The 26,371-nt window shown below is 66.9% G+C and carries 25 protein-coding genes; 13 read left to right on the forward strand and 12 right to left on the reverse strand.

Annotation, left to right across the window (positions count from 1 at the left end; all coding sequences use genetic code 11):
- Positions 1-129: 129 nt before the first annotated feature.
- Complete coding sequence (locus tag DDT93_RS15350) at positions 130-1,116, forward strand: LysR family transcriptional regulator (RefSeq protein WP_109466721.1); 987 nt, start codon at positions 130-132, stop codon at positions 1,114-1,116.
- Positions 1,113-2,165, forward strand: a complete 1,053-nt coding sequence (locus tag DDT93_RS15355) for an isopenicillin N synthase family dioxygenase (RefSeq protein ID WP_109466722.1) — start codon at positions 1,113-1,115, stop codon at positions 2,163-2,165. The genes DDT93_RS15350 and DDT93_RS15355 overlap by 4 nt, the downstream gene beginning before the upstream one ends.
- A gap of 39 nt (positions 2,166-2,204) precedes the next feature.
- Here the strand turns inward: DDT93_RS15355 and DDT93_RS15360 are convergent, their stop codons facing one another.
- The gene (locus DDT93_RS15360) at positions 2,205-4,241 is read right to left on the reverse strand and encodes an NADH:flavin oxidoreductase (RefSeq protein WP_109466723.1); all 2,037 of its coding nucleotides are present in this window, start codon (positions 4,239-4,241) and stop codon (positions 2,205-2,207) included.
- A gap of 117 nt (positions 4,242-4,358) precedes the next feature.
- On the opposite strand from DDT93_RS15360, the gene DDT93_RS15365 reads away from it, so the two are divergent.
- Together DDT93_RS15365 and DDT93_RS15370 are read left to right on the forward strand one after the other, a co-directional pair.
- Positions 4,359-5,015, forward strand: a complete 657-nt coding sequence (locus DDT93_RS15365) for a TetR/AcrR family transcriptional regulator (protein WP_109466724.1) — start codon at positions 4,359-4,361, stop codon at positions 5,013-5,015.
- Positions 5,016-5,117: 102 nt separating this feature from the next.
- Positions 5,118-5,876 carry a sulfite exporter TauE/SafE family protein gene (locus DDT93_RS15370; RefSeq protein WP_109466725.1) on the forward strand — a complete coding sequence of 253 codons (759 nt, stop codon included), beginning with the start codon at positions 5,118-5,120 and terminating at the stop codon, positions 5,874-5,876.
- On the opposite strand, the gene DDT93_RS15375 is transcribed toward DDT93_RS15370, so the two are convergent.
- The 3 genes from DDT93_RS15375 to DDT93_RS15385 all read right to left on the reverse strand — a co-directional run bounded on the left by DDT93_RS15375 (position 5,867) and on the right by DDT93_RS15385 (position 10,086).
- Complete coding sequence (locus tag DDT93_RS15375; protein ID WP_109466726.1) at positions 5,867-7,162, reverse strand: amidohydrolase family protein; 1,296 nt, start codon at positions 7,160-7,162, stop codon at positions 5,867-5,869. The genes DDT93_RS15370 and DDT93_RS15375 overlap by 10 nt on opposite strands.
- Before the next feature lie 156 nt (positions 7,163-7,318).
- Positions 7,319-8,884: a DHA2 family efflux MFS transporter permease subunit gene (locus tag DDT93_RS15380; RefSeq protein WP_109466727.1), complete on the reverse strand. Its 1,566-nt coding sequence runs from the start codon at positions 8,882-8,884 to the stop codon at positions 7,319-7,321.
- A 14-nt stretch (positions 8,885-8,898) separates the two neighbouring features.
- A complete protein-coding gene (locus DDT93_RS15385) occupies positions 8,899-10,086 on the reverse strand; it encodes an HlyD family secretion protein (RefSeq protein WP_109466728.1) in 1,188 nt (395 codons plus the stop codon).
- A 192-nt stretch (positions 10,087-10,278) separates the two neighbouring features.
- Here DDT93_RS15385 and DDT93_RS15390 point away from each other — a divergent pair, with 192 nt between their 5' ends.
- A complete protein-coding gene (locus DDT93_RS15390) occupies positions 10,279-10,947 on the forward strand; it encodes a TetR/AcrR family transcriptional regulator (protein WP_109466729.1) in 669 nt (222 codons plus the stop codon).
- 6 nt (positions 10,948-10,953) lie between these two features.
- Here the strand turns inward: DDT93_RS15390 and DDT93_RS15395 are convergent, their stop codons facing one another.
- The 6 genes from DDT93_RS15395 to DDT93_RS15420 all read right to left on the reverse strand — a co-directional run bounded on the left by DDT93_RS15395 (position 10,954) and on the right by DDT93_RS15420 (position 16,915).
- On the reverse strand, positions 10,954-12,402 hold the full coding sequence (locus DDT93_RS15395; protein WP_109466730.1) for an aldehyde dehydrogenase: 1,449 nt from the start codon (positions 12,400-12,402) through the stop codon (positions 10,954-10,956).
- Positions 12,403-12,413: 11 nt separating this feature from the next.
- Entirely contained in the window at positions 12,414-13,136 is a 723-nt protein-coding gene (locus tag DDT93_RS15400; protein ID WP_109466731.1) for an ABC transporter ATP-binding protein, read from the reverse strand.
- Positions 13,129-13,857, reverse strand: coding sequence for an ABC transporter ATP-binding protein (locus tag DDT93_RS15405; RefSeq protein WP_109466732.1), 729 nt, complete (start codon positions 13,855-13,857; stop codon positions 13,129-13,131). The genes DDT93_RS15400 and DDT93_RS15405 overlap by 8 nt, the downstream gene beginning before the upstream one ends.
- Positions 13,854-14,765: a branched-chain amino acid ABC transporter permease gene (locus tag DDT93_RS15410; protein ID WP_109466733.1), complete on the reverse strand. Its 912-nt coding sequence runs from the start codon at positions 14,763-14,765 to the stop codon at positions 13,854-13,856. Before DDT93_RS15410 ends, DDT93_RS15405 begins: the two co-directional genes overlap by 4 nt.
- Positions 14,766-14,770: 5 nt before the next feature.
- Positions 14,771-15,631, reverse strand: coding sequence for a branched-chain amino acid ABC transporter permease (locus DDT93_RS15415; RefSeq protein WP_232825468.1), 861 nt, complete (start codon positions 15,629-15,631; stop codon positions 14,771-14,773).
- A 75-nt stretch (positions 15,632-15,706) separates the two neighbouring features.
- Positions 15,707-16,915: an amino acid ABC transporter substrate-binding protein gene (locus DDT93_RS15420; RefSeq protein WP_109466735.1), complete on the reverse strand. Its 1,209-nt coding sequence runs from the start codon at positions 16,913-16,915 to the stop codon at positions 15,707-15,709.
- A gap of 188 nt (positions 16,916-17,103) precedes the next feature.
- Here DDT93_RS15420 and DDT93_RS15425 point away from each other — a divergent pair, with 188 nt between their 5' ends.
- Positions 17,104-17,961: a helix-turn-helix domain-containing protein gene (locus DDT93_RS15425; RefSeq protein WP_157960189.1), complete on the forward strand. Its 858-nt coding sequence runs from the start codon at positions 17,104-17,106 to the stop codon at positions 17,959-17,961.
- Between the two features lie 114 nt (positions 17,962-18,075).
- On the forward strand, positions 18,076-18,462 hold the full coding sequence (locus DDT93_RS15430) for an AtzH-like domain-containing protein (protein ID WP_109466737.1): 387 nt from the start codon (positions 18,076-18,078) through the stop codon (positions 18,460-18,462).
- Here DDT93_RS15430 and DDT93_RS15435 read toward each other — a convergent pair.
- On the reverse strand, positions 18,459-19,742 hold the full coding sequence (locus DDT93_RS15435; RefSeq protein ID WP_109466738.1) for a nucleotide disphospho-sugar-binding domain-containing protein: 1,284 nt from the start codon (positions 19,740-19,742) through the stop codon (positions 18,459-18,461). The two genes, DDT93_RS15430 and DDT93_RS15435, sit on opposite strands and share 4 nt — an antisense overlap.
- 38 nt (positions 19,743-19,780) lie before the next feature.
- Entirely contained in the window at positions 19,781-20,704 is a 924-nt protein-coding gene (locus tag DDT93_RS15440; RefSeq protein ID WP_109466739.1) for a GntR family transcriptional regulator, read from the reverse strand.
- A gap of 183 nt (positions 20,705-20,887) precedes the next feature.
- Between DDT93_RS15440 and DDT93_RS15445 the strand changes: the two genes are divergently transcribed.
- From DDT93_RS15445 to DDT93_RS15470, 6 genes are all read left to right on the forward strand, one after another.
- Complete coding sequence (locus tag DDT93_RS15445; RefSeq protein ID WP_109466740.1) at positions 20,888-21,952, forward strand: polyamine ABC transporter substrate-binding protein; 1,065 nt, start codon at positions 20,888-20,890, stop codon at positions 21,950-21,952.
- Positions 21,953-22,029: 77 nt separating this feature from the next.
- On the forward strand, positions 22,030-22,884 hold the full coding sequence (locus DDT93_RS15450) for an ABC transporter permease (RefSeq protein WP_109466741.1): 855 nt from the start codon (positions 22,030-22,032) through the stop codon (positions 22,882-22,884).
- The gene (locus DDT93_RS15455) at positions 22,881-23,657 is read left to right on the forward strand and encodes an ABC transporter permease (protein WP_109466742.1); all 777 of its coding nucleotides are present in this window, start codon (positions 22,881-22,883) and stop codon (positions 23,655-23,657) included. The genes DDT93_RS15450 and DDT93_RS15455 overlap by 4 nt, the downstream gene beginning before the upstream one ends.
- A complete protein-coding gene (locus tag DDT93_RS15460) occupies positions 23,654-24,709 on the forward strand; it encodes an ABC transporter ATP-binding protein (protein WP_109466743.1) in 1,056 nt (351 codons plus the stop codon). Before DDT93_RS15455 ends, DDT93_RS15460 begins: the two co-directional genes overlap by 4 nt.
- A gap of 27 nt (positions 24,710-24,736) precedes the next feature.
- Positions 24,737-26,017, forward strand: a complete 1,281-nt coding sequence (locus DDT93_RS15465; protein WP_109466744.1) for a nucleotide disphospho-sugar-binding domain-containing protein — start codon at positions 24,737-24,739, stop codon at positions 26,015-26,017.
- Entirely contained in the window at positions 26,014-26,361 is a 348-nt protein-coding gene (locus DDT93_RS15470) for a cupin domain-containing protein (protein WP_109466745.1), read from the forward strand. The genes DDT93_RS15465 and DDT93_RS15470 overlap by 4 nt, the downstream gene beginning before the upstream one ends.
- Positions 26,362-26,371 lie beyond the last annotated feature (10 nt).

Raw genomic sequence — 26,371 nt, forward strand, 5'->3', positions numbered from 1 at the left:
CAGTTCCGGGAGAAAAAGGCTGGGCTTCCATCCTTGCACAAACAGCTAAACCAACCTACCATCGTTCACGCAAGCCGAAAATTTTCGGCCAAAATGACTAAAATCGTCTAACATTCTGGACAGTACATCGTGGATTTTCAGGCACTTGACTGCTTCATCAAGGTTGCGGAGGCGCATTCGCTTTCCGCGGCGGCCCGACTCCATGACCTGCCGAAATCGACCATCAGCCTGAAATTGAGGCAGTTGGAGGAGCAACTCGGGGCCGAATTGTTCACCCGACAGGGCAAACAGCTGGAACTCACCGATTCGGGGCGCGTCCTGCTGGAACGCGCCCGCCGCATCCTCGCGCTCTGCGACGATACCGCCGCCGCCGTGGCCTCGGTACAGGACGAGGCGGCGGGTGTGCTGCGCATCGGCGCGACCGGCGAATTCGGCACCGCGCTGAACGCCCAGATGCTGAACGCCTTCCGCGCCGCATACCCCCGGATCCAGCTGGACCTCGTGTTCTTCTCGCCGAGCCTCTTCCTCGACCTGTCCCGCCAGCGCGCCTTCGACGCCGTGCTGTCCTTCGACGAGGGCGATGCCAAGGGTGCCGAAGTCCTGACCGAGGTCAGTCACGCGCTCTTTGCCAGCCCCCGCTACCTTGCCGAGCACGGGATGCCCGGGGATACCGACGCGCTCGCCTCCCACCGCGGTGTGCTCTACCGCGCGCCGGAGGGCGTGCAGCCCTGGCGCCTGAAGAAGGGCAAGCGCAGCGTCGAACACCTGCCGCCCGCCGATATCGTCGCCAACGACTACTGGACGCTGAAGTACTTCGCCGTGGCCGGGGCGGGCATCGTGCAACTGCCCGAGTTCTTCACCGAACTCGAATGCCGCGAAGGCCACCTGGTGCCGGTGCTGCCCGGCTGGTCCTCCGACGCACGGCCCATCACGATCCGCGTGCCCGACCCGCGCTACGTCGCCCCCAAGACCCGCGCCTTCATCGGCTTCTGCAAGGACTACTTCCAGCCCGGCTTCGTCTTTGCCGGACCCCGCTATTACGTCGAGGCGCTGGATGTGCCCTCGGCGGGAACCGCCACCGGGCCGGACCGGCCCAGAACAGGAGTCTCCTCATGACCACCCTCACCACCGGAAACGGACCCCGCGTCCTCAAGAACAGCGGTCTCGACGCCGACCGCGTTCCCTTCGACAGCCTCCCGGTGATCGACCTCGCCCCGATCTTCGGCGCCGATCTCGACGCCAAGGCGAAACTGGCCGCCGACCTGCGCCGCGCCTGCACCGAGGTCGGGTTCTTCTACATCAAGAACCACGGCGTGCCGCAAACCGTGATCGACGGCGCCTTCGACACCGCCGCGCGCTACTTCGCGCAGCCGGACGAGGCCAAGATGGACATCCACGTCGCCAAGTCCCGCAACAACCGCGGCTACGCGGCGATGCTGGAAGAGAACACCGACCCGACCGCGCGCGGCGACCTGCACGAAAGCTGGGACATGGCGCTGGAAGTGCCCGCCGACGACCCGGACGTTCTGGCCGGCAAGGTGCTCTACGGCCCGAACCAGTGGCCCGTGGGCGACGCCGCCTTCAAGGACAGCGTCGAGGCCTACTATGCCGAGATGATCAAGCTGAGCCACAACCTGCTCCACGCCTTCGCACTCTCGCTGGAACTGGAGGAACGTCACTTCGACGCGATGGTCGACAAGCCGCTGGCCACCCTGCGCCTGCTGCACTACCCGCCGCAGTTCGGCGAGATCGACGAAAAGCAGATCGGCATCGGGGCCCATTCGGACTACGAATGCTTCACCATCCTCGCGCAGGGCGGCGGCATCGAGGCGCTGCAGGTGCTGAACTCCGATGGCGACTGGGTCGCCGCGCCGCCGCTGCCGGGGCATTTCGTGGTCAACGTGGGCGACCAGATGGCCCGCTGGACCAACGACCTTTTCGCCTCGACCGTGCACCGCGCGATCAACCGCTCCGGCAACGAGCGCTACTCGATCCCCTTCTTCTTCGGCCCGAACTACGACGCCATGATCGAGCCGCTGGAAAGCTGCGTGGATGCCGAGCACCCGGCCAAGTACAAACCGATCAGCTCGGGTGACTACGTGAACGGCCGCTTTGCCGAAACGCTGGCGCACTACGACCCCAGCAAGGAACTTCCGGCGGAGTAACCACCGGGGGGCGGCGCTCCGCAGCGCCGCCCCGATCTCTCAGATGTCCTTCAGCAGGCGCAGGGCATCATAGACCGCCGCGTGGATATTGCGCGACGACACCGCATCGCCGATCCGGAACAGCCGGTAGCCGCCCTCCGGGTTCCGCACGACCTCCTGCGGGCGTCCCGCGATCAGCGCCTCGTAGTCGACCTCGCCCAGGTTCACCGACCCGGGTTTCAGCGCGAAATACAGCTCGTCCAGCGGCCGCGTGCTGTTGTTGACCACCACCTGATCCACCCGGCGTTCCCGCGTCGCACCGGTAAAGTCGCTCCCCAGCACCGCCACCAGTTCGTTGCCGTCACGGCGCACCGCGTCGAGCTTCCATGTCACGGTGAAGGTCACGTCGCGCTGTTGCAGCACCCGCATCGCCGGGGTCAGCGACATGGTCATGACCTCGGGCGAGAAGATGCGCTCGCGCGAGAGGATCTCGACCCGCGCCCCGGTCTCCGAGATCTTCTCGGCGGCCTGCAAGGGCGGGTAGTCGCCCGCATCGTCGAAGATCAGAACGTTGCTGCCCGGGCGCACGTCACCCGACAGGATGTCCCAGGTCGAGACCACGTGCTCGTTCCCCTCCTGCAGGACCTCGGTGTAGGGCAGCCCGCCGGTCGCCACGATCACCACGTCGGGCCTGTCCTCCAGCACCGTCGCCTCGTCGGCGAAACTGTTGAAACGAAACTGCGCACCCATCCGCGTCGCCTCTTCGAACCGCCAGTCGACCACGCCGATCATCTCCGAGCGCCGCGCGGTCTGCGTCAGCAGCCGCACCTGCCCGCCCGGATCGTTCGCCGCCTCGTGCACGATCACCTCGTGCCCACGCGCCGCCGCGACCCGCGCCGCCTCCAGCCCGCCGGGACCCGCGCCGACGATCACCACGCGCTTCTTTTCGGGCGACTCCGAAACCACGTTGGGCACCGAAAGCTCCCGTCCCGTGGCCGGGTTATGGATGCAGAAGGCCGCACCGCCCTGGTAGATGCGGTCGAGGCAGTAGTTGGCCCCGACACAGGGCCGGATCCGCTCCTCCTGCCCCGCGACGATCTTGGCGACGATCAGCGGATCGGCCAGATGCGCCCGAGTCATGCCCACCATGTCGAGCTTGCCGCTGGCCACCGCGTGCCGCGCCGTGGCCACGTCCTGGATCCGCGCCGCGTGAAAGGTCGGGATCTGCGAGGCCGCCCGGATCTCGCCCGCGAAGTCGAGATGCGGGGCGCTCTTCATGCCCTGCACCGGGATCACGTCGGTCAGCGCGGCGTCGGTCTCGATATGCCCTCGGATCACGTTCAGAAAGTCGACCAGCCCGCTGTCCTTCAGGCGCCGGGTGATCTCCAGCCCCTCGGTCTTGTCGATCCCGCCCTGCATCATCTCGTCGCCGACATAGCGGATGCCGACGATGAACTCCTCGCCCACCCGCCTGCGGATCTCGCGCAAAACCTCGAACGAGAACCGCATCCGGTTGTCGAGGCTGCCGTTGTAGTCGTTGTCCAGCGTGTTCTGCGCGGGCGACCAGAAGGCATCCATCAGGTGCCCGTAGGATTCGAGCTCGATCCCGTCGAGACCCGCCGCCTTCATCCGTTCCGCCGCATCGCCATAGTCCTTGACGATCCGGTCGATGTCCCACTCCTCGATCAGCTTCGGAAAGGCCCGGTGCGCCGGTTCGCGCATGTGCGTCGGCGCGACCGAGGGCAGCCAGTCACCGGCATCCCAGCGAGTGCGCCGGCCCAGGTGGGTCAGCTGGATCATCACCGCGCAGCCATGATCGTGACACTCGTCCGCCAGCGCCTTGAGCCAGCCGACCACCTCGTCCTTGTAGGCCAGCACGTTGTTGAAAGCGGGCGGACTGTCCTTTGAAATAGCGGCCGAACCCGCCGTCATCGTCATCGCGATCCCCGCCTTCGCACGTTCCACGTGATAGGCGCGGTAGCGCTCCTTGGGCATGCCGTCCTCGGCATAGGCGGGTTCGTGGGAGGTGATCATCAGCCGGTTCTTCAGCGTCAGATGCTTGAGCGTGTAGGGCTGGAGAAGCGGGTCGTTGGACATGGCAGGCTCCCTGGCGAGTCACCGGAGATTTCCGCAGAATGTTCATATCTGTCAAGTTTTCATTCAGTACTGTCCATTTTTCTTGTTCCCGGCCCGTGGGCAGGGTAATTTCCGGGCATGGAGACGCACCACGACCCTGTTCCGAACGACAAGACCAGCGGCTGGCGCGGCTCGCGCGAGGTCTGGCTGGATGCCGCACGGCAGGCCTTGCTGGAAAGCGGGCTCGACGCGGTCAAGATCCAGCCGCTGGCCACCCGCCTCAACCTGTCGCGCACCAGCTTCTACTGGTTCTTCAAGGATCGCACCGCCCTGCTCGACGCGCTGCTGCAAGCCTGGGAGGAAAAGAACACCGGCGCCTTCCTCGATGCCTGCGCCGAATACGCGGAAACCCCGTCCGAGGCGGTGCTCAACCTCACCGGCGTCTTTTTCGACGAGTCCCGCTTCGAACCCCAGTTCGACTTTGCCGTGAGGGGCTGGGCGCATCAGTCGGACGCGGTCATGGCGCGGGTCAACCGGGCCGACGAACAGCGCCTCGCCGCCATAACCGCCATGTTCGAGCGGTTCGGGGTCGAGCCCGTCGAGGCCGATGTCCGCGCCCGCACCATCTACCTCGTCCAGATCGGCTACATCTCGATGCAGGTCCGCGAGAGCCTCGAAACGCGGATGAGCCGGGTGCCGGATTACATGGCGATCTTCTCGGGCCAGCGCCCCAGCGAGAGCGAACTGGCCCGCTTCCACGCGCGCCACGGTCACGTCCCGGCGGGCGGCAACTGAACAGGCGTTGCGCCCGGCGAATGACGGCTATACCGCTGGGCGGGCTGTCACATCTGCGTGCCGCGCTACCTCTGCCAGACATCGACTGACACGGATCCTGCCTTGAGCGAAACTTATCTCCTGATCTTCGCCGCCCTGATCGTCGGCATGTCCAAGGGCGGCCTCTCGTCGGCCGCCGCCATCGCGGTGCCGATGCTGGCGCTGTTCATGAACCCCATCAAGGCGGCGGCGACCCTGCTGCCGGTCTACATCGTGACCGACTGGATCGGCGTCTGGCTCTACCGCCGCGACTTCTCGCGCCGGAACGTCCAGATCCTCGTCCCCGCGATCCTGCTCGGCGTCGCCATCGCGACGCTGATCACCCCCTACGTCTCGGAGGGCGCGCTGCTCGTCTTCACCGGTGCCATCGGCCTCTGGTATTGCGCCCGCGCATGGTTCAGACGGGCCTCGACCGAGGTGCAGGAGGCCCGCGTGCTGCCCGGCCTGTTCTGGGGCACGATCACCGGGATCGCCAGCTTCATCACCCACTCGGGCGCGCCGCCATCGCAGGCCTACCTGCTGCCGCAGCGGCTGCCCAAACTCCAGTTCGCCGGCACTGTCGCCATCAGCTTTGCCATCGGCAACCTCGTAAAGCTGCCCGCCTACTACGCCATCGGCCAGCTCGAAGGGCTGAACTGGCCCCTGATCGCCGGGCTGGCGCTGACCGGGATCATCGGCACCTATTTCGGGCGCTGGCTGACCCACCTGCTGCCCGAGGCGGTCTACATGCGCACCATTCAGGGGATGCTGCTGATCCTCTCCGTCATCCTGCTATGGCGCGGCGGGGTCGAGATGATGGGGCAGACCGCCGGTCAGGGCTGACCGCCCTTGGGCGCGTAGTCGGCCGGATTCACCCGCGTCGGCCGCCCGGGCAGCGAGAGATCGGCCTGCACCACCGGCATGCGCGAGATCACCGTGCCGCCCTTGATCACCGCCAGCCGGTTGGCCTTCAGCCGGATCGCCTCGATGGTGTCCTGCGCCTGCAGCAGCACCATGTCGGCCTTGCAGCCGACCTCGAGCCCGTAGCCCTCCAGCCCCAGCGCCTTGGCCGGGTTCACGGTGACCGCGTCGAAACAGCTGCGGATCGCCTCGCGCGAGGTCATCTGTCCTACGTGCAGCGCCATATGCGCCACCTCCAGCATGTCGCCCGAGCCGAGCGAGTACCACGGGTCCATGACACAGTCGTGCCCGAACGACACGTTGATCCCCGCCGCCATCAGCTCCGGCACCCGGGTCTGGCCGCGCCGCTTGGGATAGCTGTCGTGCCGCCCCTGCAGGGTGATGTTGATCAGCGGGTTGGCGATGGCCTGAATGTCGGCCTCGGCCATCAGCGGCATCAGCTTCGAGACATAGTAGTTGTCCATCGAATGCATCGAGGTCAGGTGCGACCCGGCCACCCGCCCCTGCAGTCCGAAGCGCACCGCCTGTTGCGCCAACGTCTCGATATGGCGGCTCATCGGATCGTCGCTCTCGTCGCAGTGCAGGTCCACCCGCAGCCCGCGATCCGCCGCGATCCGGCACAGCGCCTCGACCGAGGCCGCACCGTCGGCCATCGTGCGTTCGAAATGCGGGATGCCGCCCACCACGTCCACGCCCATGTCGAGCGCCCGCTCCAGCGCCTCGGCGGCGCCCGGCGCGCGGAAATAGCCGTCCTGCGGGAAGGCCACCAGTTGCAGGTCGATGTAGGGCTTCACCCGCTCGCGCACGTCCAGCAGCGCCTCGACGGTCAGCAGCCGCGGGTCGGACACGTCCACATGCGAGCGGATCGCCAGCAGCCCGCGCGACACGGCCAGATCGCAATAGCGCAGCGCCCGCTCCACCAACCCCTCGTGGGTCAGCAACGGCTTGAGCTCCCCCCAGAGCGCGATGCCTTCGAGCAGGGTGCCCGAGGTGTTCATCCGCGGCATCCCCAGCGACAGCGTCGCGTCAAGGTGGAAATGGCTGTCAACGAAGGGCGGCGAGACCAGCAGCCCGCCCGCGTCGATCACCTCGCCCGCCTCGGCGGTCAGACCAGCCTCGACGGCCTCGATCCTGCCACCGCGCGCGCCGATGCTCATTCCGGTGCGCCCGTCGGGCAGCGTGGCGTTGGTGATCAGCAGGTCGAACATGGGAGAGGCCTTTCCGTCAGGGTCGCCCTCTTGTTGGCGTCACTTCGCGCCCGGCACAAGGGCCAGATCGACGAAACCGTCCTGACGGCGGTCAGCACCAAACTCTTCAAAGAGTTTTGCCAGGAATATTTGAGTATTCCTGCCCCAGATCGGCGGTCAGTGCGCGTCGACCGCCTTGCCTTCCGGGGGCTTCTTCATCAGCAGCGCCATGATCGCCAGCCCGCCGAACACCACCGAGATCAGCACGAAGATGTCGATGAAGGACATCACCGCCGCCTGCCCGTGCAGGCGCGACGCCATCTGTGCCAGCGCTCCGGTCGACGCCGCCGCGCCGTGGACGCCATGCGCCTCGAGGTTCTGGGTCATGATCCCGATCTGCCGCATGGCCTCGGGATTGCTCCATGTGATGTCCTCCGACAGGCGCTCGTAGTGCAGCACCTGCCGGTTGGTCAGGATCGTGTTGATGATCGCGAGGCCCACCGCACCGCCGAGGTTCCGCATCAGGTTGTAGAGCCCCGAGGCGCCCTTGATCTTCTCGGGCGGCAGCGTGCCCAGCGACAGGTTGTTGATCGGTACCATGCAGATCATCAGCGACATACCCCGCAGCACCTGCGGCAACAACAGTTCGCGGAAATCCCACTGATCGGTCATACCCGTCAGCATCCAAGTCGAGACCCCGAAGCCCACGAAACCCAGCAGCAGCATCACCCGCAGGTCAAGCTTCTGCGACAAGACCCCGGCCAGCGGCGCGGTAAAGAACATCGCCATGCCCGACACAAAGACGGTTTCGCCGATCTGCAGGCTGTCATAGCCGCGGATCTGGGCAAGGTAGAGCGGGTAGAGATAGGTCAGACCGTAGAGGCCGATACCCATCACGAAACTGAACACCGACCCCACCGCGAAGTTCGCGTTGGAAAAGGCCGAGAAATCGACCAGCGGCTCGTCGCGGGTGAAGGCCCGGTAGAATGTCACCACACAGCCGACGACCATGACGACCGAGAGGATGGCGACGACCTCGTCATGCAGCCATTCGTTGCTCGGCCCTTCCTCCAGCACGTATTCCAGCGCCCCGAGAAAGGCCGCCAGCGCGCCGAGCCCGATCCAGTCGAACTTGTCGAAGAGCTTCCACTCCGGCTTGTCGAAGTCGATCATCATCCAGGCCCCGATGGTCACCCCGATGCCCGGGATCACGTTGACCAGGAACAGCCAGTGCCACGAGAAGGCGTGGCTGAGGTAACCGCCCACGGTCGGCCCGACGGTGGGGGCCAGCGTGGCGACAAGGCCGATCATCGGCGAGACGATGGCGCGCTTGGAAGGAGGGAAGACGGTATAGGCGGCGGCAAAGACCGCAGGGATCATCCCGCCGCCCAGGAACCCCTGCAGCCCGCGCCAGAGGATCATTTCCTCGATCGAACTCGAGGTCGCGCAGAGAAAGCTCGACAGGGTAAACCCGGCGGCGGCGATGCTGAAGAGGATCCGGGTGGACATCAGCCGGGCGAGAAAACCCGACAGTGGGATCATGATCACCTCGGCGATCAGGTAGCTGGTCTGGACCCAGCTGATCTCGTCGGAGGAGGCGGAGAGACCGGCCTGGATATCGGTCAGCGAGGCCGAGACGATCTGAATGTCGAGGATGGCCATGAACATCCCGAAGACCATGACCATGAAGGCCGCGATACGCCGGGGCGTCAGCTCCGGCGTCTGCGATTGGGCTGCGTCCATGACACGTGCCCTCTTTACTCGGCCGCGGCGAGGCGCGCCCGCTGGTCCGGAACGGTCCGGCTGTCGACGTTCACCTCAACCGAGAGACCGGCGCGAAGCTGCCCGGTGGCCAGGGCCTCCTCGGGGATCTCGATGCGCACAGGCACCCGCTGAACCACCTTGGTGAAGTTGCCCGTCGCGTTGTCGGCGGGCAGCAGGGAGAACACCGAGCCGGTGGCCGGGGCGGCCGAGGCGACCTTACCTTCGAATTCACGGTCCGGCAGCGCGTCAAAGCTGAGCGTGACCTCTGCCCCGGCCGCGATGCCTTCCATCTGCGTTTCCTTGAAGTTCGCCTCGATGTAGAAGCCCTGATCCGGAACCAGCGCGGCCAGGCGCGTGCCCGCGCTCACAAGGTCGCCCTTTTCCATGTTCAGGTTGGCGATCACGCCGTCGGCGGGCGCGCGCAGGACGGTGCGCTCAAGGTCCAGTTCGGCCTGTTTCACCGCCAGCTCCAGCTGATGCTTGGATCCTTCGGCCTCGGCGCGCTGCGCCTTCAGGACACTGACCTGCGCCTCGGCGCTGACCACGGCCGCCTTGGCCGAGGCGAGGCTCGCGGTCGCGGTGTCCAGCGTCTCGGTGGCGGTATCGAGCGCCGCCTGCGTGGCAACCGCGCGATCCTTCAGGCCCTTGGTCCGGTCATAGCTGGAATTGGCGCTGCGCAGCGTGGCCTCGGCGGCGTCCTGCCCCGCGACTGCCTGCGACACGGCCGCCTTCGCGGCGGTGATCTGCGCGTCGATCCGCGCCAGCGTCTCGTCGGCGCTGGTCACCTTGCTGCGCGCCGTTTCCAGGGCGATGCGATAATCGCCGTCATCCAGCCGGACCAGCACGTCACCCTTTTTGACATGGGTGTTCGCCGATACCGGCAGCTCGGTCACGTAACCGAGCACCTTGCTCGAAATCAGGGTGATGTCTGCCTGTACGTATGCGTCGTCGGTCGACTCCATGAACCGCCCCACGGTCCAGTACTTGTAGCCTTCGTACCCACCTGCCCCGAGCACCAGCAGCGCCACGAGACCGAGGATGGCCTTCTTGCGCGAACCTCCACCGGCCTTGCCGGCAGGCGCTTCGGGGGCCTTCGGCGCCTCGACGGGCGCGGCTTCGGCTTCGGGGGTGACAGCGACCGAGTCGGGATCTTGGGAGGGCAGCGGGCGGTCGTGTTTCATGACGAGGCAATCCTTGGGTGCGCGAAGACGCGCGAAGGGGGGCAGCAGAATCGGCGGAGGCGCGCCGATGGTCGAACCGAGCGGTTCGATCCGTCACGTAATCTATTGCGTTCTCCATTTCAAGGGTTCATCGAACCGTTTGGTTCGATTATATAGGACCCAGGCAATCCTGCCCCGGAGAGACCCGCGCCCATGAGCGACCAAGCCGACAAGACGTCCGACTGCTGCATGCGCCGCACCCGCCACGCGGCCGGCACCGATCCGGCCAAGCGCGACCAGATCCTCGACGGGGCCTACCGGGTGTTCTTCGACAAGGGTTTCGACGCCACCAGCATGAACGACGTCTGCAAGACGGCCGGCGTGTCCAAGGGCACGATCTACGTCTACTTCGCCGACAAGACCGACCTCTTCGAGGCGCTGGTCGGCCGCGAGCGCGACCGGCTGTTCACCGGGCTCGACGCGCTGCTGGAGTCCGACCGGCCCCTGCGCGACAAGCTCATCGCCTACGGCACCGCGCTGGCGACGGCGCTCTGTTCCGAGCGCGTGATCAGCGCTCAGCGCATCGTGATCGGGACCATCGAAAAGCTGCCCGACATGGTGCGCCGCTTCTATGACGCGGGCGCCCAGAAGTCGCACAACCGTCTCAGGCAGCTGCTGGAACAGGAGATCGCCGCCGGGCGCCTCCAGCTCGAAGACACCGAGTTGGCCAGCTATCAGATCATCGAACTCTCGACCGCCGGCCTCTGGCGCCAGCGCATCTTCAACAAGCGCCCCACGCCGCCCTCTCCCGAGGAGATCGACCGCGTGGTGCGCAGCGGCGTGGACATGTTCCTCGCCGCCTCCGCCCCCTCCGAGGCGTGACCCGCCTCAGATCGGGTAGTGCAGCGGACCGTCCTGCACGGTGATCCAGCGCAGCTCGGTGAACTCGGCCACGCCCCAGGTTCCGCCGAACCGGCCATAGCCCGAGGACTTGACCCCGCCAAAGGGCATCTGCGCCTCGTCGTGCACGGTCGGGCCGTTGATGTGGCAGATGCCGCTCTCGATCCGGCGCGCCACGGCCATCGCGTTCATCACGTCCCGCCCGAACACGGCCGAGGACAGGCCGAACTCGCTGTCATTGGCGATCCGCACCGCCTCGTCCACCGACTGCGCGCGGATGATCGCGACCACGGGGCCAAAGCTCTCTTCCGAGTAGAGCCGCATCTCGGGCGTCACATGGTCGATGGCGGCGGCGTTCAGGATGGTGCCCTCCCCGCCCCCGGCGATCTGCACCGCGCCCTTGTCCACGGCATCGGCGACGAGGTCGCGCACCCGGTCGGCCGCCGAACGGTTGACCAGCGACCCCAGCGGACTGCTGCCCTCGCGCGGATCGCCCGCCGTCAGGGTCTCCACCTTGGCCGCGAAGGCCTCGGCAAAGGCGTCGCCCGCCGCGCCCACTGTAATGATCCGTTCGGTCGACATGCAGATCTGACCCTGGTTCATGTAGGCGCCAAAGCCCGCCGCTGCGACCGCCGCGTCGATGTCGCCGTCCTCCAGCACGATCATCGGAGCCTTGCCCCCCAGTTCCAGCAGCGCGGGCTTCAGATAGCGCCCGGCCAGTTCGCCGATCACCTTGCCGACCCGGGTCGAGCCGGTGAAGTTCACGCGCCGCACCGCCGGGTTGGCCACCAGCGCCTCGACCAGCGCCGGGGCATCCTCGGGCGCGTTCGAAATCGCGTTGACCACGCCTTTCGGGAACCCGCCCTCGGCCACCGCCTCGACGATCAGCGCATGGGTGCGCGGGCACAGCTCGGAGGTCTTCATCACCACGGTATTGCCACAGGCCAGCGGCGTCGCGATCGAGCGCACGCCAAGGATCACCGGCGCGTTCCACGGCGCCATCGACAGCACCACGCCCGCGGGCTGCCGGATCGCCATCGCCATGCTGCCCGGACGGTTCGAGGGCACGATCTCGCCCTTGATCTGGGTGGTCAGCGACGCCGCCTCCACCAGCATGTCGGCGGCCAGCATCACGTTGAACCGCGCCCAGGCCTCGGTCGCGCCGATCTCGTCCTTCATCGCTGCGACGATGTCGTCGCCCCGGGCACGCAGCGAGTCCGCGGCGGCCAGCAGCGCCGTGCGACGCGCCCCCGGCCCGGTCTGCGACCAGCCCGCATAGGCGCGCGCCGCCGCATCCACGGCGCGGGCGGCGTCTTCCAGCGAGGCTGCCGCCGCGCTCGTCACCACCTCGCCCGTCACCGGATTCTCGCGGGTAAAGGTCCGGCCGCCCTCGGCATCCAGATGGGCGCCGTCGATGTAGAGTTTGAGTTGTTCCATGTCCTGTCCTTTTACGAAGTCCCGGCAGAGGCGCCGCCGAGGAAGGCGCGCACCACGGCGGGGTCATTTCTCAGTTCCTCGGCCCGGCCGGACCCGATGATCCGCCCCGCCTCGATCAGGTAGGCGCGGTCCGCCAAAGCCAGCGTGGCCCGCGCGTTCTGTTCCACGATCAGCACCGTCAGCCCGGTCGCCCGGATCCGTTCGAGCGCGCAGAAGACGCCCTGCGTCACCACCGGGGCCAGCCCCAGCGAGGGCTCGTCCAGCAGCAGCAGGTCGGGGGCCGACATGAGCGCGCGCCCGATGGCCACCATCTGCTGCTCGCCGCCCGACATGGTGCCCGCGATCTGGTCGCGCCGCTCGGCCAGCTTGGGGAACAGGTCAAAGACCTCCATGCGCTGCGCGGCGGCGTCCCCCCGCGCACGATCGGGAAAGGCCCCGAGGGCAAGGTTCTCGGCCACGCTCATCGCCGGAAAGATGCCCCGCCCCTCCGGCACGATGGCGATGCCCATCTCGACCAGCCGGTGCTGCGGCACCCCGGCCAGGGCCCGCCCGCGATAGGTGATCTGTCCGGCCCGCGCCGCGACCCGCGCACTGATCGCGCCCAGCAGCGAGGACTTGCCCGCGCCGTTCGCCCCGAGGATCGCCACCATCTCGCCCTGCCCGACCGACAGCGAGACATCGTTCAGCGCGACGTGCTTGCCATAGGCGACCGTAAGCCCCTCGACCTCAAGCATCGCTCACCTCCCCCAGATAGGCTGCGATCACCTGCGGATCGGCCAGCACGGTGCCGGTCTCGCCGTCCGCGATCAGCTTGCCCGAATTCATCACCAGCACGCGCGGACACAGCGCCCGGACCGCCTCCATGATATGTTCCACCATGACGATGGTGATGCCCGAACCGGTCAGCGCGCGGATCAGCGCGATCCCCTCGGCCAGTTCCGTCGGGTTCAGGCCCGCCAGCCATTCGTCCAGCAGCAGCAGCCTCGGCTCCGCCGCCAGCGCCCGCGCCAGTTCCAGCCGCTTCTGGTCGATATAGGTCAGCTCGCCCGCCGTGACGCCCGCGCGCCCGGCCAGCCCGACCTGCTCCAGCGCCCGCGCCGCCACCTCGCGCGCCGCCGCGCCCCAGTGCGCCCGCGCCCCGAACACCGCCGGGATCATCACGTTCTCCTCCAGCGTCAGCGAGGGCAGGATGCGCACCAGCTGAAAGGTCCGCGCCACGCCCGCGCGGGCGATCCGGTCGGCCCGCTGACCGGTCAGGGTGACATCTCCCAGCCGGACGGTTCCCGCCGTCGCCGGAAAGGCCCCCGAGACGAGGTTGATCAGCGTCGTCTTGCCCGACCCGTTCGGCCCCAGCAGCCCGACGATCTCGCCCTCGGCCACCGTGAAGGACACATCGTCGACCGCCCTCAGCCCGCCGAAGGACTTGGCGAGCGCCTTTACCCGCAGCAGCGTCATGACCGTGCCTCCCGCCGCCGGGCCCGCAGCTTCTCGATCCCGGCGAGCACCCCGTCGGGCAGCAGGAAGACCACCGCGATGAACAGCAGGCCAAGGAAGATCGGGTAGGTGTCGGGGAAGTGCACCGACAGGTATTCGAACACCAGGAACAGCGGTGCCGCGCCCAGCACCGGCCCCCACAGGCGGTTCGCTCCGCCCAGCAGCGCCATGATCACCGTCAGGAAGCTGACCGTCGGATTGAACACGATCGCGGGTTCCACGTAGACATAGCGCGGCGAGGCGATGGCCCCGGCGACCGTCAGGATGGTGGCCGAGAGGGCAAAGGCGACCAGCTTGGTGCGGGCCAGCGGAATGCCGGAATGCGCCGCCACGACCTCGTCGTCCCCGACCACGCGCAACGCCAGCCCCAGCCGGCTGCGATGAACCCAGGCGGTCAGGGCGATCGTCGCCGCGCCCAGCGCCAGCATCTGCCAGTAGATGCCCCGCGCGGTCACGTCGAGGAAGATGTAGCGCCCCAGCGTCCCGGTCACGTTCACCTCGTACCAGGTGATCAGCTGCCGGACGAGTTCGGCGAGGCCGAAGGTGAAGATCACGAAGTAGATGCCCGCCAGCCTGAGCGTCGAGAGCCCCACGACCAGCGCCATCGCCAGCCCGACGCCCGCCGCCGAGAGCAGGACCAGCGGATAGGGCAGCACCTCGTTCAGCACGGCGACCACGTAGGCCCCCGTCCCGTAGAAGGCCGCCGTCGCCAGCGAAATATAGCGCGTGTGCCCCGAGAACAGCGCCCAGGCCGAGGCCAGCGTCACATAGGTCACGAGGCCGATCATCAGGCCGAGACCATATTCGCTCAGCCACATCGGCATCACGGCAAGGGCCGCGAGACCGGCAAGGGGAAGAATAAACCGCATCTGCCTCACCCCCGCCCGAACAGGCCCTGCGGCCGCCACAACAGGACCACGAGGAAGATCGCGAAGGTCGCGGCCAGTGTCAGGCCCGGGTCGATCGCCGTGGCCACGAAGGTCTCGACCAGCCCCAGCGCCAGCCCGGCGATCAGCGCGCCGGTCACGTTGCCGACCCCGCCCATGATCACGATGATCAGCGCCTTCATGGTAAAGATCACCCCGTCCGTCGCCGAAAAGGTCTGGTACATGGCAATGCTCGCCCCGCCCGTCGCCGCCAGCGCGGTGCCCAGCGCAAAGCCCTGCCGCGCCACCCGGTTCACGTCGATCCCGACCAGCGGCGCCGACCCCGGCGTAAGCGCCACCGCCCGCATGGTCAGCCCCCAGCGCGTCCGCGTCATGGCCAGCGCCAGCCCGCCCCCGACGACCACGCAGATCCCAAAGGCGATCAGCCGGTTCAGCGCCACCGAGACGCCAAGCACGGAAACCCCGCGGTCGAGGTAGGAAATGGAGGTGAGGTTCGCCCCGAAGATCACCAGCAACACGCCCTGCACCACGAACAGCAGCCCGAAGGTGGCAAGGATCGAGTCGACCTCCAGCCGCCCCGACGCGCCGGACCGGCGCACCAGCGGGCGCATCATCACGGTATAGAGGAGCCAGCCCACGCCATAGCCCGCCGGTGCGATCAGCACGATTGCAGCCAGCGGCGACAGCCCCAGACCGCTGAACAGCGCCACCAGCACAAAGGCGGCGGCCAGCGTCAGTTCGCCATAGGCAAGGTTCATGATGCGGGCGATGCCGTACTGCAGGGTCAGGCCAAGCGCGAGCAGCGCATAGGTTCCGCCCAGCACAAGGCCGAGGATAAGCGTTGTCATGATCATGTTTCTTCAGGGTTGATCGGCCCACCCAGCGCGGCAGCATGTCCGCCGCGCTGGGTGGAGCTCAGGGTCTTACCATTCGGGCTTCGGAATGGTCGGCGCCGAGGCGCCCGGCTTGTCGGAGGGGTTCACGCCCTTGAACACGCCGTCCTGCCACTGCCCGACCCACCAGAGATCGCGCAGCTGGTTGTCCTCCAGCTTGACCGTCCCGATGAGGGTGTCGAAGGAGCCGGTCGACAGTTCCTCCGCCAGCGCGGCGTGGTCCAGTCCGACCCGCTTGACCGCCTGCTCCAGCATCTGCAGCGAGGCGTAGGTGATGGCCGAAGCCCAGCTGTCGGGCGGGTTGCCCGTCACCTCGGCGTGGTGGGCGAAGTAGTCCTTGATCCCCGGCCCGTTCACGTCCACGCCGCCGATCGACATCACGCCGTCGGATTTGCCCTCGGTGATCCCCGGGTAGATCGGGAAGGCACCGCCGACACCAACGTAGAACACCGCCGGGTTGTAGCCCATCGAGATCGCCGTCTTGGTCATGCCGAAGCTGTCCGGCGGATAGGAGAAGGCGACGAAACTGTCGGCCTCCGAATTCTGCGCCTCGCTCATCATCGCGGCGAAGTCCGAGGTGCCCAGCGGATAGCTCTTGTCATAGACGAGGTCGAAGCCCGCCTCTTCAAAGGCCGGGCGCGCGCCGTTGATCAGGTCGATCCCGAACCCGTCCGCGACCGAAACCACCGCGACCTTGTCGTTGATCTTGCCCGCCTCGCGCGCCGCCGTCAGCACCTCGACCAGCCCCTTGGCATAGTCGTGCCCGCCGCCCAGCATCCAGAAGCTCCGCTTCCATCGCCCGGCGAACTCCGGGGCCTTGTCGGTCACCGCGGTCACCGCCAGCTGCGGATAGCCGAACCGGTCCATCAGCGGTGCGATGGCCAGGTTGGCCCCGGTGCTCCAGGGTGGCAGGATCAGGTCGACCTTGTCCTGCGATGCCAGCCGTTCGATGGCGCGCACGAGGTCCTGGTTCGAGGAACGGTCGTCGTACTCGATCACCTCGATCATCCGCTTCGAGCCGTCGGGCATTTCCAGCCCGCCGGCATCGTTCACGTCCTTCACCCACAGCTTGTAGTTCGGGATCGTGGTGATCCCGGCCCCAGTGGCATTGGGCCCTGTCAGCGATACCGCGTAGCCGATCTTGACCGTCTCGCCATCTGCCAGCGCCGGCTGCGCCGTCAGTGCAACCGCGGCAAGCGCCATCGCGCAGAGCGACCTGCGTCGTGTGAACTTGTCCATTCTGTCCTCCCTTGCGGCCCGCCCGCAGCAGGGCCGTCTTGTCCCGCCGTCCCCCCTCGGTCTCCTCCCGGGATGCCGGCGCAGGACACAGTCTAGCGCTGGCCCCCGGCTTCAAAAATGCACATATGCGGCGAACTCTTGTACTTTTGCTTGATTGTATGGCTTCACCGCGCAAGGCTGCCCGCACCATGCACCAGCCCACACCGCCCCGCCTCGCCGTTTCTGTCCAGACCATCCGCAACCCGCTCACCCGGGCCGCCTATGGCCTGCGCAACGGGGCCGCGCACCTTCTCGTCCTGCAGTCGGGCGCCGCCCAGCTGCGCAGCGAGGGCGACCTCGCCGCGACCGAGGCGCCGCGCCTTGCGTGGTGGCCCGACGGCGGTGGTCGCGAATGCGTGGTGGAACCGGGCAGTCGCGGCACCCTCGTCTCGATCCCCGAGATCCTTCTGCTGCACGGCATTCCCGCGACACCGCTTGGCGACCACATGCGGCGCACGCTGGCACAGCGCCTCTCGCTCGCCCTCTCCCCCGACCTGCGCATCGCCCCGCTGCTCGACAACCTCGCGCAGGAGCGCGCCTCGGCGCTGCCCGGCGGCGAGGTGGCCGAGACCCACATCCTCGGGCTGCTGCTGATCCAGCTCTGGCGCGCGGCGCGGGCCGACCTGCTGGACCATGGGCACAGCCCCCAAGGACTGGCCGAGCGCTTCGTGCAACTGGCGAGCCGCCACCGGCTCGAACATCGCACCGTCGCGGATTACGCGCGGCTGCTCGGGGTCACCCGCGACCGGCTGGGCTCGGCGGTGCGGCGGGCTACCGGCTTGTCGCCACAGGGCTACCTGCACCGCGACCTCATGCGCGAGGCCTGCGAGCTGCTGGCCAACACCGGGATGCAGGTCGGTCAGGTCGCCTTCCGGCTCGGGTTTTCCGACCCGGCCTATTTCACCCGCTTCTTCGCGCGCCAGACCGGGCTCAGCCCCGCCCGCTACCGCCGCCGCGCGCAGGACCGCCGCGCCGCCGGTGACCGCTCCTACGCCGCCTGGCCGTAGCTATCGCCAGCCCGCATGGCACCCCCCTGAATCCGGCAATTGAACTTTTCGCTCAACAGGCGTTCCATTCGACTCTTGATTGCGGCAATACCTGCCGGAAGTGGGGAGGACAGCATGACCGCATTTGATCAATCCGCCATCGAGGCGGAAATCCGAGAGGCCGTGGGCGCTTATGAACACGCGCTCGGGACCAACGACATCACGACGCTCAGCACCTTTTTCTGGGAGGACCCGCGCGTCGTGCGCCTCAGCCCCGATGGCGGTCTCTACGGACACCAGCAGATCTCCGACTTTCGCCGCGCGCGTGACATCAGCGATATCGAACGCGAGGTGACCGACCTGCGCATCCTCGTGCTGGGCCCCGATACCGGCGTGGCGACCTGCGAGTACCGGCGCACCGGCTCGGGACGACGCGGCGCGCAGAGCCAGGTCTGGAAGCGCACGCCCGAGGGCTGGCGCATCGTGGTGACCCACGTCAGCCTGAACTGCGTGAACGGCTAGCGCCCGGAGACCAGCGCGAGGATACGCTCGGCCGCGAGCCGGACATGGCCCTGCGCGCGCATGAAGGCCCCGTTCTCGCGCAGCCGCTCCTGCATCCCGGTATCCGCCAGCAGCCCCTCGACCGCGGCGCCCAGGGCCTCGGGCGTCCAATCCCAGCGGTGGAGCATCTGCCCCGCGCCGCAGTCGACGGCGCGCCGGGCATTGTCGTGCCCGTCCCAGCAATAGGGCAAGATCAGCGAGGGCACGCCAAAGTACAGCGCCTCGCAGAAGCTGTTGTTGCCGCCGTGGTGGATGAACAGGTCGCATTGCGCCACCACCGAGGGCTGCGGGAACCAGTCCTGCAAATGCACGTTGTCGGGCACCCGCGAGTAATGCTCGATCTGCGCCCCCACGTTCACGAGGAACCGCGCGGGCAGCGTCTCGAAGACGTCGATCAGGCGCTGGAAGAAGGCCACGTCCATCGCGCCGAGGCTGCCGAAGCTGACATAGACCAGCGGCCCGCCGTCCCGGGGAAACTCCGGCACGCGGTAAGGACTCTCCTGCCGCACGCACCCTTCGAGGAACACGAACCGGTCCGGGTCGAGCGGCCGGCTCCGGTCGTGACGCACCAGCGAGGGCGAGAGCAGCAGGTTCAGGTCGGGCGAGGCTTCCATGAACTCGCCATCGGGCAAGGGGTCCAGCCCGCTGTCCCGCCGGAACGCGTTGTAGCGGTCATGCGCCGCCCCGGTCTCGGCGACGTAGCGCGCGCGGAAGGCGTCGCAGTCCTCTCCGGCAGCCAGCCCCGAGAGGTACGGCGGCACCCCCGGGTCGGCCAGTTCGGTCTCGGCACAGGACACCACCCGCACCCATGGCGCGCCCTGCCGCGCCACGGCAGGAAAGGTGATGACGTTGTCGACCACGACGACATCGGGACTGAGCCGGTCGAGCAGCGCCGCCAGCCCCTCCTCGGCTCCGAGCGCAGAGTCCACGATCGCCTCCCAGACCGGCGCCACGTAGGTCGGCAGCTGCGCCTCGGGCGTCAGGTTGAAGTGCGGCAGGTGCTGGTTCAGGAACGCCTGCCAATAGCTGCGCGTCTCCTCCGCCGAAAGCTCGGCCTGACCGGGGATCGCGTATTCGTCGAAGCCATAGCCCGAGAACACCCCCTCGAACCCGCCGTGTGTCAGGAACACCGGGTTCGCCCCCAGCCGCCGCAACTCCTGCGCGATCCCCACGCAGTTCAGCGCCGCCCCGAAGCTGGCTTCGGGAAACATCGCGATGACCGGGGCTGTGGATCGGTTCATACCTGTCTCGTCTCAGCGCGCCTTGGCGTCCCTGTGGCTCATCGCGCGGCCCGCAGCGCAAAGGCCAGCGCGGGCGCCCCCCGGTTGGCCACGCTCGGCCGGCGGTTGCGGGAAATGCGCAGGTGTACCCGCATCAGGTCCGCCGCCAGCTCATATTGATCCTGGCTCAGATAGTCCAGAATCCGCACATGCTCGTCCAGCGCCTGCCGGATGCGGAAGTCGTTGAGGTCGCCGCTGTCCCCCGCCATCGCCCGCAATCCGTGATGCGCCATCAGCGTCTCGGTGACAAAGGCGTTGCCGGACGAGCGCGCGATGAGCCGGTGAAAGGCAAGGTCGATCTCGCGGAAGTCGGCCGGGTCGATGGAATGGTCCGACTGCGCCAGCAGCGCCTCGGTCCGGGTCCGCACCAACGTCGCCCGCGCCTCGTCCAGCCGGAACCCCGGCGACAGGATCGCCTGCGGTTCGAGCATCAGGCGAAAGTCGTAGCTGTCGGCCAGCGCCGCCCGGTCTCCCGGCATCCGGGCAAAGACCCACGACTGCCCCTCGGCGCGCTCGATCACCCCGCGCCGCTGGAGGGTCTCCAGCGCCTTCTGCGCCGCGTTCCGGGTCACCGCGTAGCGCCGGATCAGGTCCGAGATGTTCACCGCCGAATCGAGCCGCCGCGCGTTGCGGTCGCGGATGATGCGCTCGGCCAGTTCACCGTCGCGCCCCCCGCTCCCTGCCCGCAGCCGCGCCACCGCATCGTCCGCATCGCAGGCGAGGACAAATCCGCCATCTTCGGGCTTCTCCGCAACCCCTTGCCCCTCAAGGAATTTCAGCGCCGACCGGATCGGGGTGCGCGAGACGTTGCAGGTCTCGGCCAGCTGCTTCTCCACCAGCCGGTCACCGCGCCGCAGCCCCATGCCCAGCACGGCATCAAGGATCTGTTCCGCCAGCTTCGCGTGCCTGTCGGCGCCCGCCATGTCGCATCCCCTTCCGCAGGAAGACTATTTTTTCATCAATAAAAACTGCGCTTTACCGATTGGAACACGGCCCAACAAGATTTCCAACAAAATTGTTGTGTTTTTTTGACGTAAAAAATACCGTCATCTCATAAACAAGCGAAAACCGCAAAACATACGTCTCGACACAACAGGGAGACCCCGATGACCACCTCCGATGCACCACGTCGCACGTTCGCGCGCCTGACCGCGTCCACCGCCTGCGCCCTCGCGCTGCTGGCCGGCGCGGCCCATGCCGACAAGATCGTCATTTCCAACTGGGACGGCTACATGCCCCCCGACCTGCTGGAAAAGTTCACCGCCGAGACCGGCATCGAGGCCGAGCTCTCGGTTCACGCCACGAACGAGGAGATCATGGGCAAGGTCGTCGCCGGTGGCGGCAAGGGCTATGACGTCCTCTTCGTCTCCTCCCCCTTCGCCGAGGCACTGCACAACCTCGGCCTCGTCGCCGACATCGACCACGCCAAGGTGCCCAACGTCGCCAACCTCTACCCCGAGGCGACCGAGCTGGCGCACGATCCGGGCAACGCCTACTCCATGCCCTACGCCTGGGGCACCACCGGCCTCTGCTACCGCGCCGACCGCATGGAAGAGCCCACCTCGTGGATGGATCTGCTGGCGCCCGCCGACGATCTCAAGGGCAAGGTCACCATGCTCTCGACAGACCGCTGGCTGATGGGCGCCGCCGCCCTCGCCCTCGGCAAGTCGCTCAACGACACCTCGACCGGCACCCTGACCGAGGAAGAGGAGCTGCTGATCAAGGCCAAGAAGGACCTGCTGGCCTACGACGACTCGACCTTCTACCTCAAGCTGGTCTCGGGTGAGGCGACGATGGTTCAGGCATGGGACGGCTGGTGCAACTACGGCATCGCCGAGAATGCCGAGATCAAGTACACCATTCCCAAGGAAGGGTCGGACCTCTGGGTCGATACCATCGTGATCACCAAGGCCTCCGAGAACAAGGATGCGGCGATGAAGTTCGTCGATTACGTCCTTGGTCAGGACACCGGCGTCTGGGTGGCCTCCAACATCCTCTACAAGACCCCGAACAAGGCGGCGATGGAGGCCCTCGATCCGGCGCTGATCGAAAGCTTTCCGAACATGGGCATGAAGCCCGAAGAGCTGATCAAGTACGAGCAGCTTCGTGACCTCGGCAAGGGTCAGAAGGAGTTCGCGCGGACGGTGACCCAGATCATGGCCGCGCAGTAAGGCTACATACAGGCAATCCGGTCCGGCCCGCTGCGAAAGCGGGCCGGACCGCTCGACCGGGCAGGCTGCCGAACCTCATGAGAAACACGCTGAAATCGGTGATCCTGCTGGCCCCCGGGCTGGGCTGGCTGGCCCTGTTCATGGTCATCCCCTGCGCGCTGATCTTCACCTACGCCTTCTTCGAGCGTGGGGTCTACGGCGGCATCGACTACATCTTTACCTTCGAGAACTTCCAGCGCGCGGCCGACCCGCTCTACCTCGGGATCTTCCTGCGCTCGGCCAAGATCGCGGGGCTGGCCACGCTCTTCGCCATCCTGCTGGCCTATCCCGCCGCCTATGCGATCACCCGGGCGCCCCAGCGCTACCAGACCGCGCTGCTGATTTTCGTGATCCTGCCCTTCTGGTCCAACTACCTGATCCGCACCTACGCATGGATCGTGATGCTGAACCGCGAGGGGCTGATCAACCAGTCGCTGATCGGGCTCGGCGTCACCAGCGAACCGCTGCCCCTGCTCTACAACAACTTCGCCGTCATCGTCGGGCTGGTCTACAACTACACGCCCTTCGTGGTGCTGGCGATCTACTCCTCCCTGAACCGCATCAACCGCGAGACCATCGAGGCCAGCGAAGACCTCGGCGCGCCGGGCTTCACCACCTTCCGCCGGGTGATCCTGCCGCAGACCATCACCGGCGTCGCCGCCGGGGGCGTCTTCGTCTTCGTGCTCTCCATCGGCAACTTCATCACGCCCGACCTGCTGGGCGGTGGCCGCCTCCAGATGGTCGGCAACCTGATCTACGACCAGTTCCTCTCGGCCCGCGACTGGCCCTTTGGCGCGGCCCTGTCGATGTTCCTGATCGCAGTGATGATGGCGCTGCTGTTCACCCAAGCCGTTCTGACCAACCGCGCCGCCGGCGAAGGACGGGCATCATGAAGATGGGCGCCGGTCTGAAACTGCATCTCGTGCTGTTCTATGCCTTCCTCTACGTGCCGATCCTCGTGCTGATGGCCCTCAGCTTCAACCGCGCGGGTCTGCCGACGGTCTGGACCGGCTTCTCGCTCGAATGGTACGGCAAGCTCTTCACCGCCGACCCGATCATCAAGGCCGCGCGCAATACGCTGATCGTCGCCGTGATCTCGACCGTGCTCGCCACCGTGATCGGCACCGCGCTCGCCGTGGGGGTCGAAACCCGCCGCAAGTCCTCGGCACTCGATGCGGTCCTCTTCGCCCCGATGATCATCCCCGACATCGTGCTCGCCATCGCGCTGCTGTCGTTCTACTCGTTCCTGAACGTGACGCTGGGGCTGCACTCGATCATCCTCTCCCACGTGGTCTTCAACATCGCCTTCGTGGTCGCCGTGGTCCGCACCCGGATGCGCAACTTCGACCATTCGATCCTCGAGGCCAGCGCCGACCTCGGCGCGTCCGAGTTCACCACCTTCCGCCGCGTCCTGCTGCCCGCCATCGCGCCGGGTGTCATCGCGGGCGCGCTGCTGAGCTTCACGCTCTCGGTCGATGAGTTCATCATCGCCTTCTTCACCGCCGGGCCGGGCTCCTCCTCCACCACCCTGCCGATGCAGATCTACGCGATGATCCGTTTCGGCGTGACGCCCGAGATCAACGCGATGGCGACCATCGTCATGCTTGTTTCCTTCACGCTGGTGCTGGTGGCCCAGCGCGCAGACAAAGAGGTTTTCACCCGATGAGCACAGGCGTCGAGCTGCGCAATATCGTCAAGCGCTATGGCACCTTCACCGCCATTGACAGCGTGTCGCTGTCGATCCGCGACAACGAATTCTTCGCCCTGCTCGGCCCCTCTGGCTGCGGCAAGACCACCCTGCTGCGCACGCTGGCCGGGTTCGAGATGCCGCAGGAAGGCACCGTGCTGGTCGGCGGACAGGACGTGACGCACACCCGGCCCCGCAATCGCCCGCTGAACCTGATGTTCCAGTCCTACGCCCTGTTCCCCCACATGAGCGTGGAGCGGAACGTGGCCTACGGGCTGGAGATGGAGAAGCTGCCAAGGGACGAGATCCGCTCCCGTGTGGCCGAGGTTCTGGCCAGCGCCCAGCTGACGCAGTTCGCCAACCGCAAGCCCGACCAGCTCTCCGGCGGTCAACGCCAGCGCGTCGCCCTCGCCCGCGCGCTGGTGAAACGCCCGCGCGTGCTGCTGCTCGACGAACCGCTCTCGGCGCTCGACAAGAAGCTGCGCGAGGAGATGCAGCTGGAACTCAAGCGGATGCAGTCCGAGGTCGGCATCACCTTCCTCATCGTCACCCACGACCAGGAAGAGGCCCTTGTGATGGCCGACCGCATCGCCGTGCTGCGCGACGGGCGGCTGGAACAGGTCGGCGCGCCGCAGGAACTCTACGAACATCCCTCGTCCCGTTTCGTCGCGAACTTCATCGGCGTGATGAACTTCCTAGACGGCACCGCCACGCGGGAGGGCGTCGAGGTCCCCGGGATCGGCCTGCTGAAGGGCGAGAGCACCCTCTCCGGCCCGGCCTCCATCGCCGTCCGCCCCGAGCGCGTGACGCTGACGACCGAGGCCCCGACAGACGGGCGCAACGCGGTTCCCGGCACGGTCGAGGACATCGCCTATCACGGCATCGACCTCGTCGCGCATGTGCGCGCCGCCGGCACCTCCATCGCCGCCCGCATCCCCGCCGCCCGCGTGGGCGAAAAGGTGCCGCAGCCGGGCCAGCCCGTCTTTTGCGTGTGGGAGCCGGAGTATTCCCGCGTCCTGCCGCTCAACTGAACAACGAACAAAACAGGGAGTCACCGCATGTCACAGAAAACCATCGCCTTCTTCCCCGAGGCCGCGTTCGGCCCCGCCCTCAACTCGGTCGGCATCGCGCAGGCCTGCGAAAAGCTCGGCCACCGGGCCGTCTTCCTTTCCGACCCCGGCTTTGTCGATGTCTACAAGGGCTACGGCTTCGAGGCGCACCCGGTGGCGCTCTCCGAACCGATGGACCCGGAGGTGATGGCGAAGTTCTGGGAAGACTTTATCAACGGCCACATCCCCAACTTCCGCAAGTCGCCGATCGAGCAGATCGACAACTACGTCAAGGAATGCTGGGAGGCGATCGTGGACAGCGCCAAGTGGGCGCAAAAGGACCTGCCGGGCGTGCTGGCCGCCATCAAGCCTGACATGATCTGCGTCGACAACGTGATCATGTTCCCCGCCATCAAGCAGTTCGGCGTGCCCTGGGTCCGCATCATCTCCTGCTCGGAGAACGAGATCCCCGACCCCAAGGTGCCGCCGCATCTCTCCGGTGTTTCGGTGAACGACCCCGAGGGCATGGCCGCCTATGACGCGCGGTTCAAGGAAGTGATCCAGCCGATCCACGACGACTACAACGCCTTCCTCGCCGAGAACGACGAAGCCCCCTATCACCTCGGCGAATTCTTCGAGCCCTCGCCGACCATGAACCTCCTGCTCTACCCCGAGCCCGTCGCCTTCGAGCGCGAGACGCCGCTTGATCCGGGCCAGTTCCAGTACCTCGAAGGCTGCGTGCGCGAGGAGGAGCCCTACGAGGTGCCGACCTTCAAGGCCAACAACGACAAGCCGCTGCTCTACGTCTCCTTCGGCTCGCTCGGTTCTGGCGACACCGACCTCTTGAAGCGGATCATCAAGACCCTCTCGGGCCTGCCCTACCGCGCACTGGTCAACGTGGGCGACTACATCGGCGAGTACGCCGACATCCCCGACAACGTGCATATCGCCAGCTGGTATCCCCAGCCCTCGGTGATCCCGCAGGTCGACGCGGTGATCCACCACGGCGGCAACAACTCCTTCACCGAGTGCCTCTATTTCGGCAAACCGGCGATCATCATGCCCTATGTCTGGGACGGCCACGACAACGCCATGCGCGTGCAGGAAACCGGCCACGGCTTCGGCTTCCACCGCTACGACTGGACCGACGAAGAACTGGCCAAGGCGCTGGAAACCTGCCTGACCGATGCGGCGATGCAGGCCAAGCTGGCAGAGACCTCGGCCCACATGCAGTCGCGCCACGGTCCGACCAAGGCGGCGAAAATCCTCGACGGGATCCTGTCCAAGTGAGCAGTGCACCGCACCTCTACGACGTCTCCACCCGAACCGATCTGGTCGACTGGGGCGTTCAACCGGCAGCGCTGGAGGGGCAATCCCGTTCCTCCGGGCGTCTGGTCCACAAGGGCCCCGACAACCGCCCCGAGATCGGCACATGGGTCTGCACCCCGGGCCGCTGGCGTCTGGCCCTCCCCGCCGACGAGCTCTGCCACTTCGTGGCGGGCCGCGCCACCTACACCTCCGACGAGGGCGAGGTGATCGAGGTCAGCGCGGGCACGGTGGTGATGTTCCCCAAAGGCTGGAGCGGCGAATGCGCCGTCCACGAAGAAATGCGCAACGTCTATGCGCTGTTTTGAAAGGTAGAAA

Source organism: Albibacillus kandeliae (assembly GCF_003116585.1).
Lineage (GTDB): Bacteria > Pseudomonadota > Alphaproteobacteria > Rhodobacterales > Rhodobacteraceae > Albibacillus > Albibacillus kandeliae.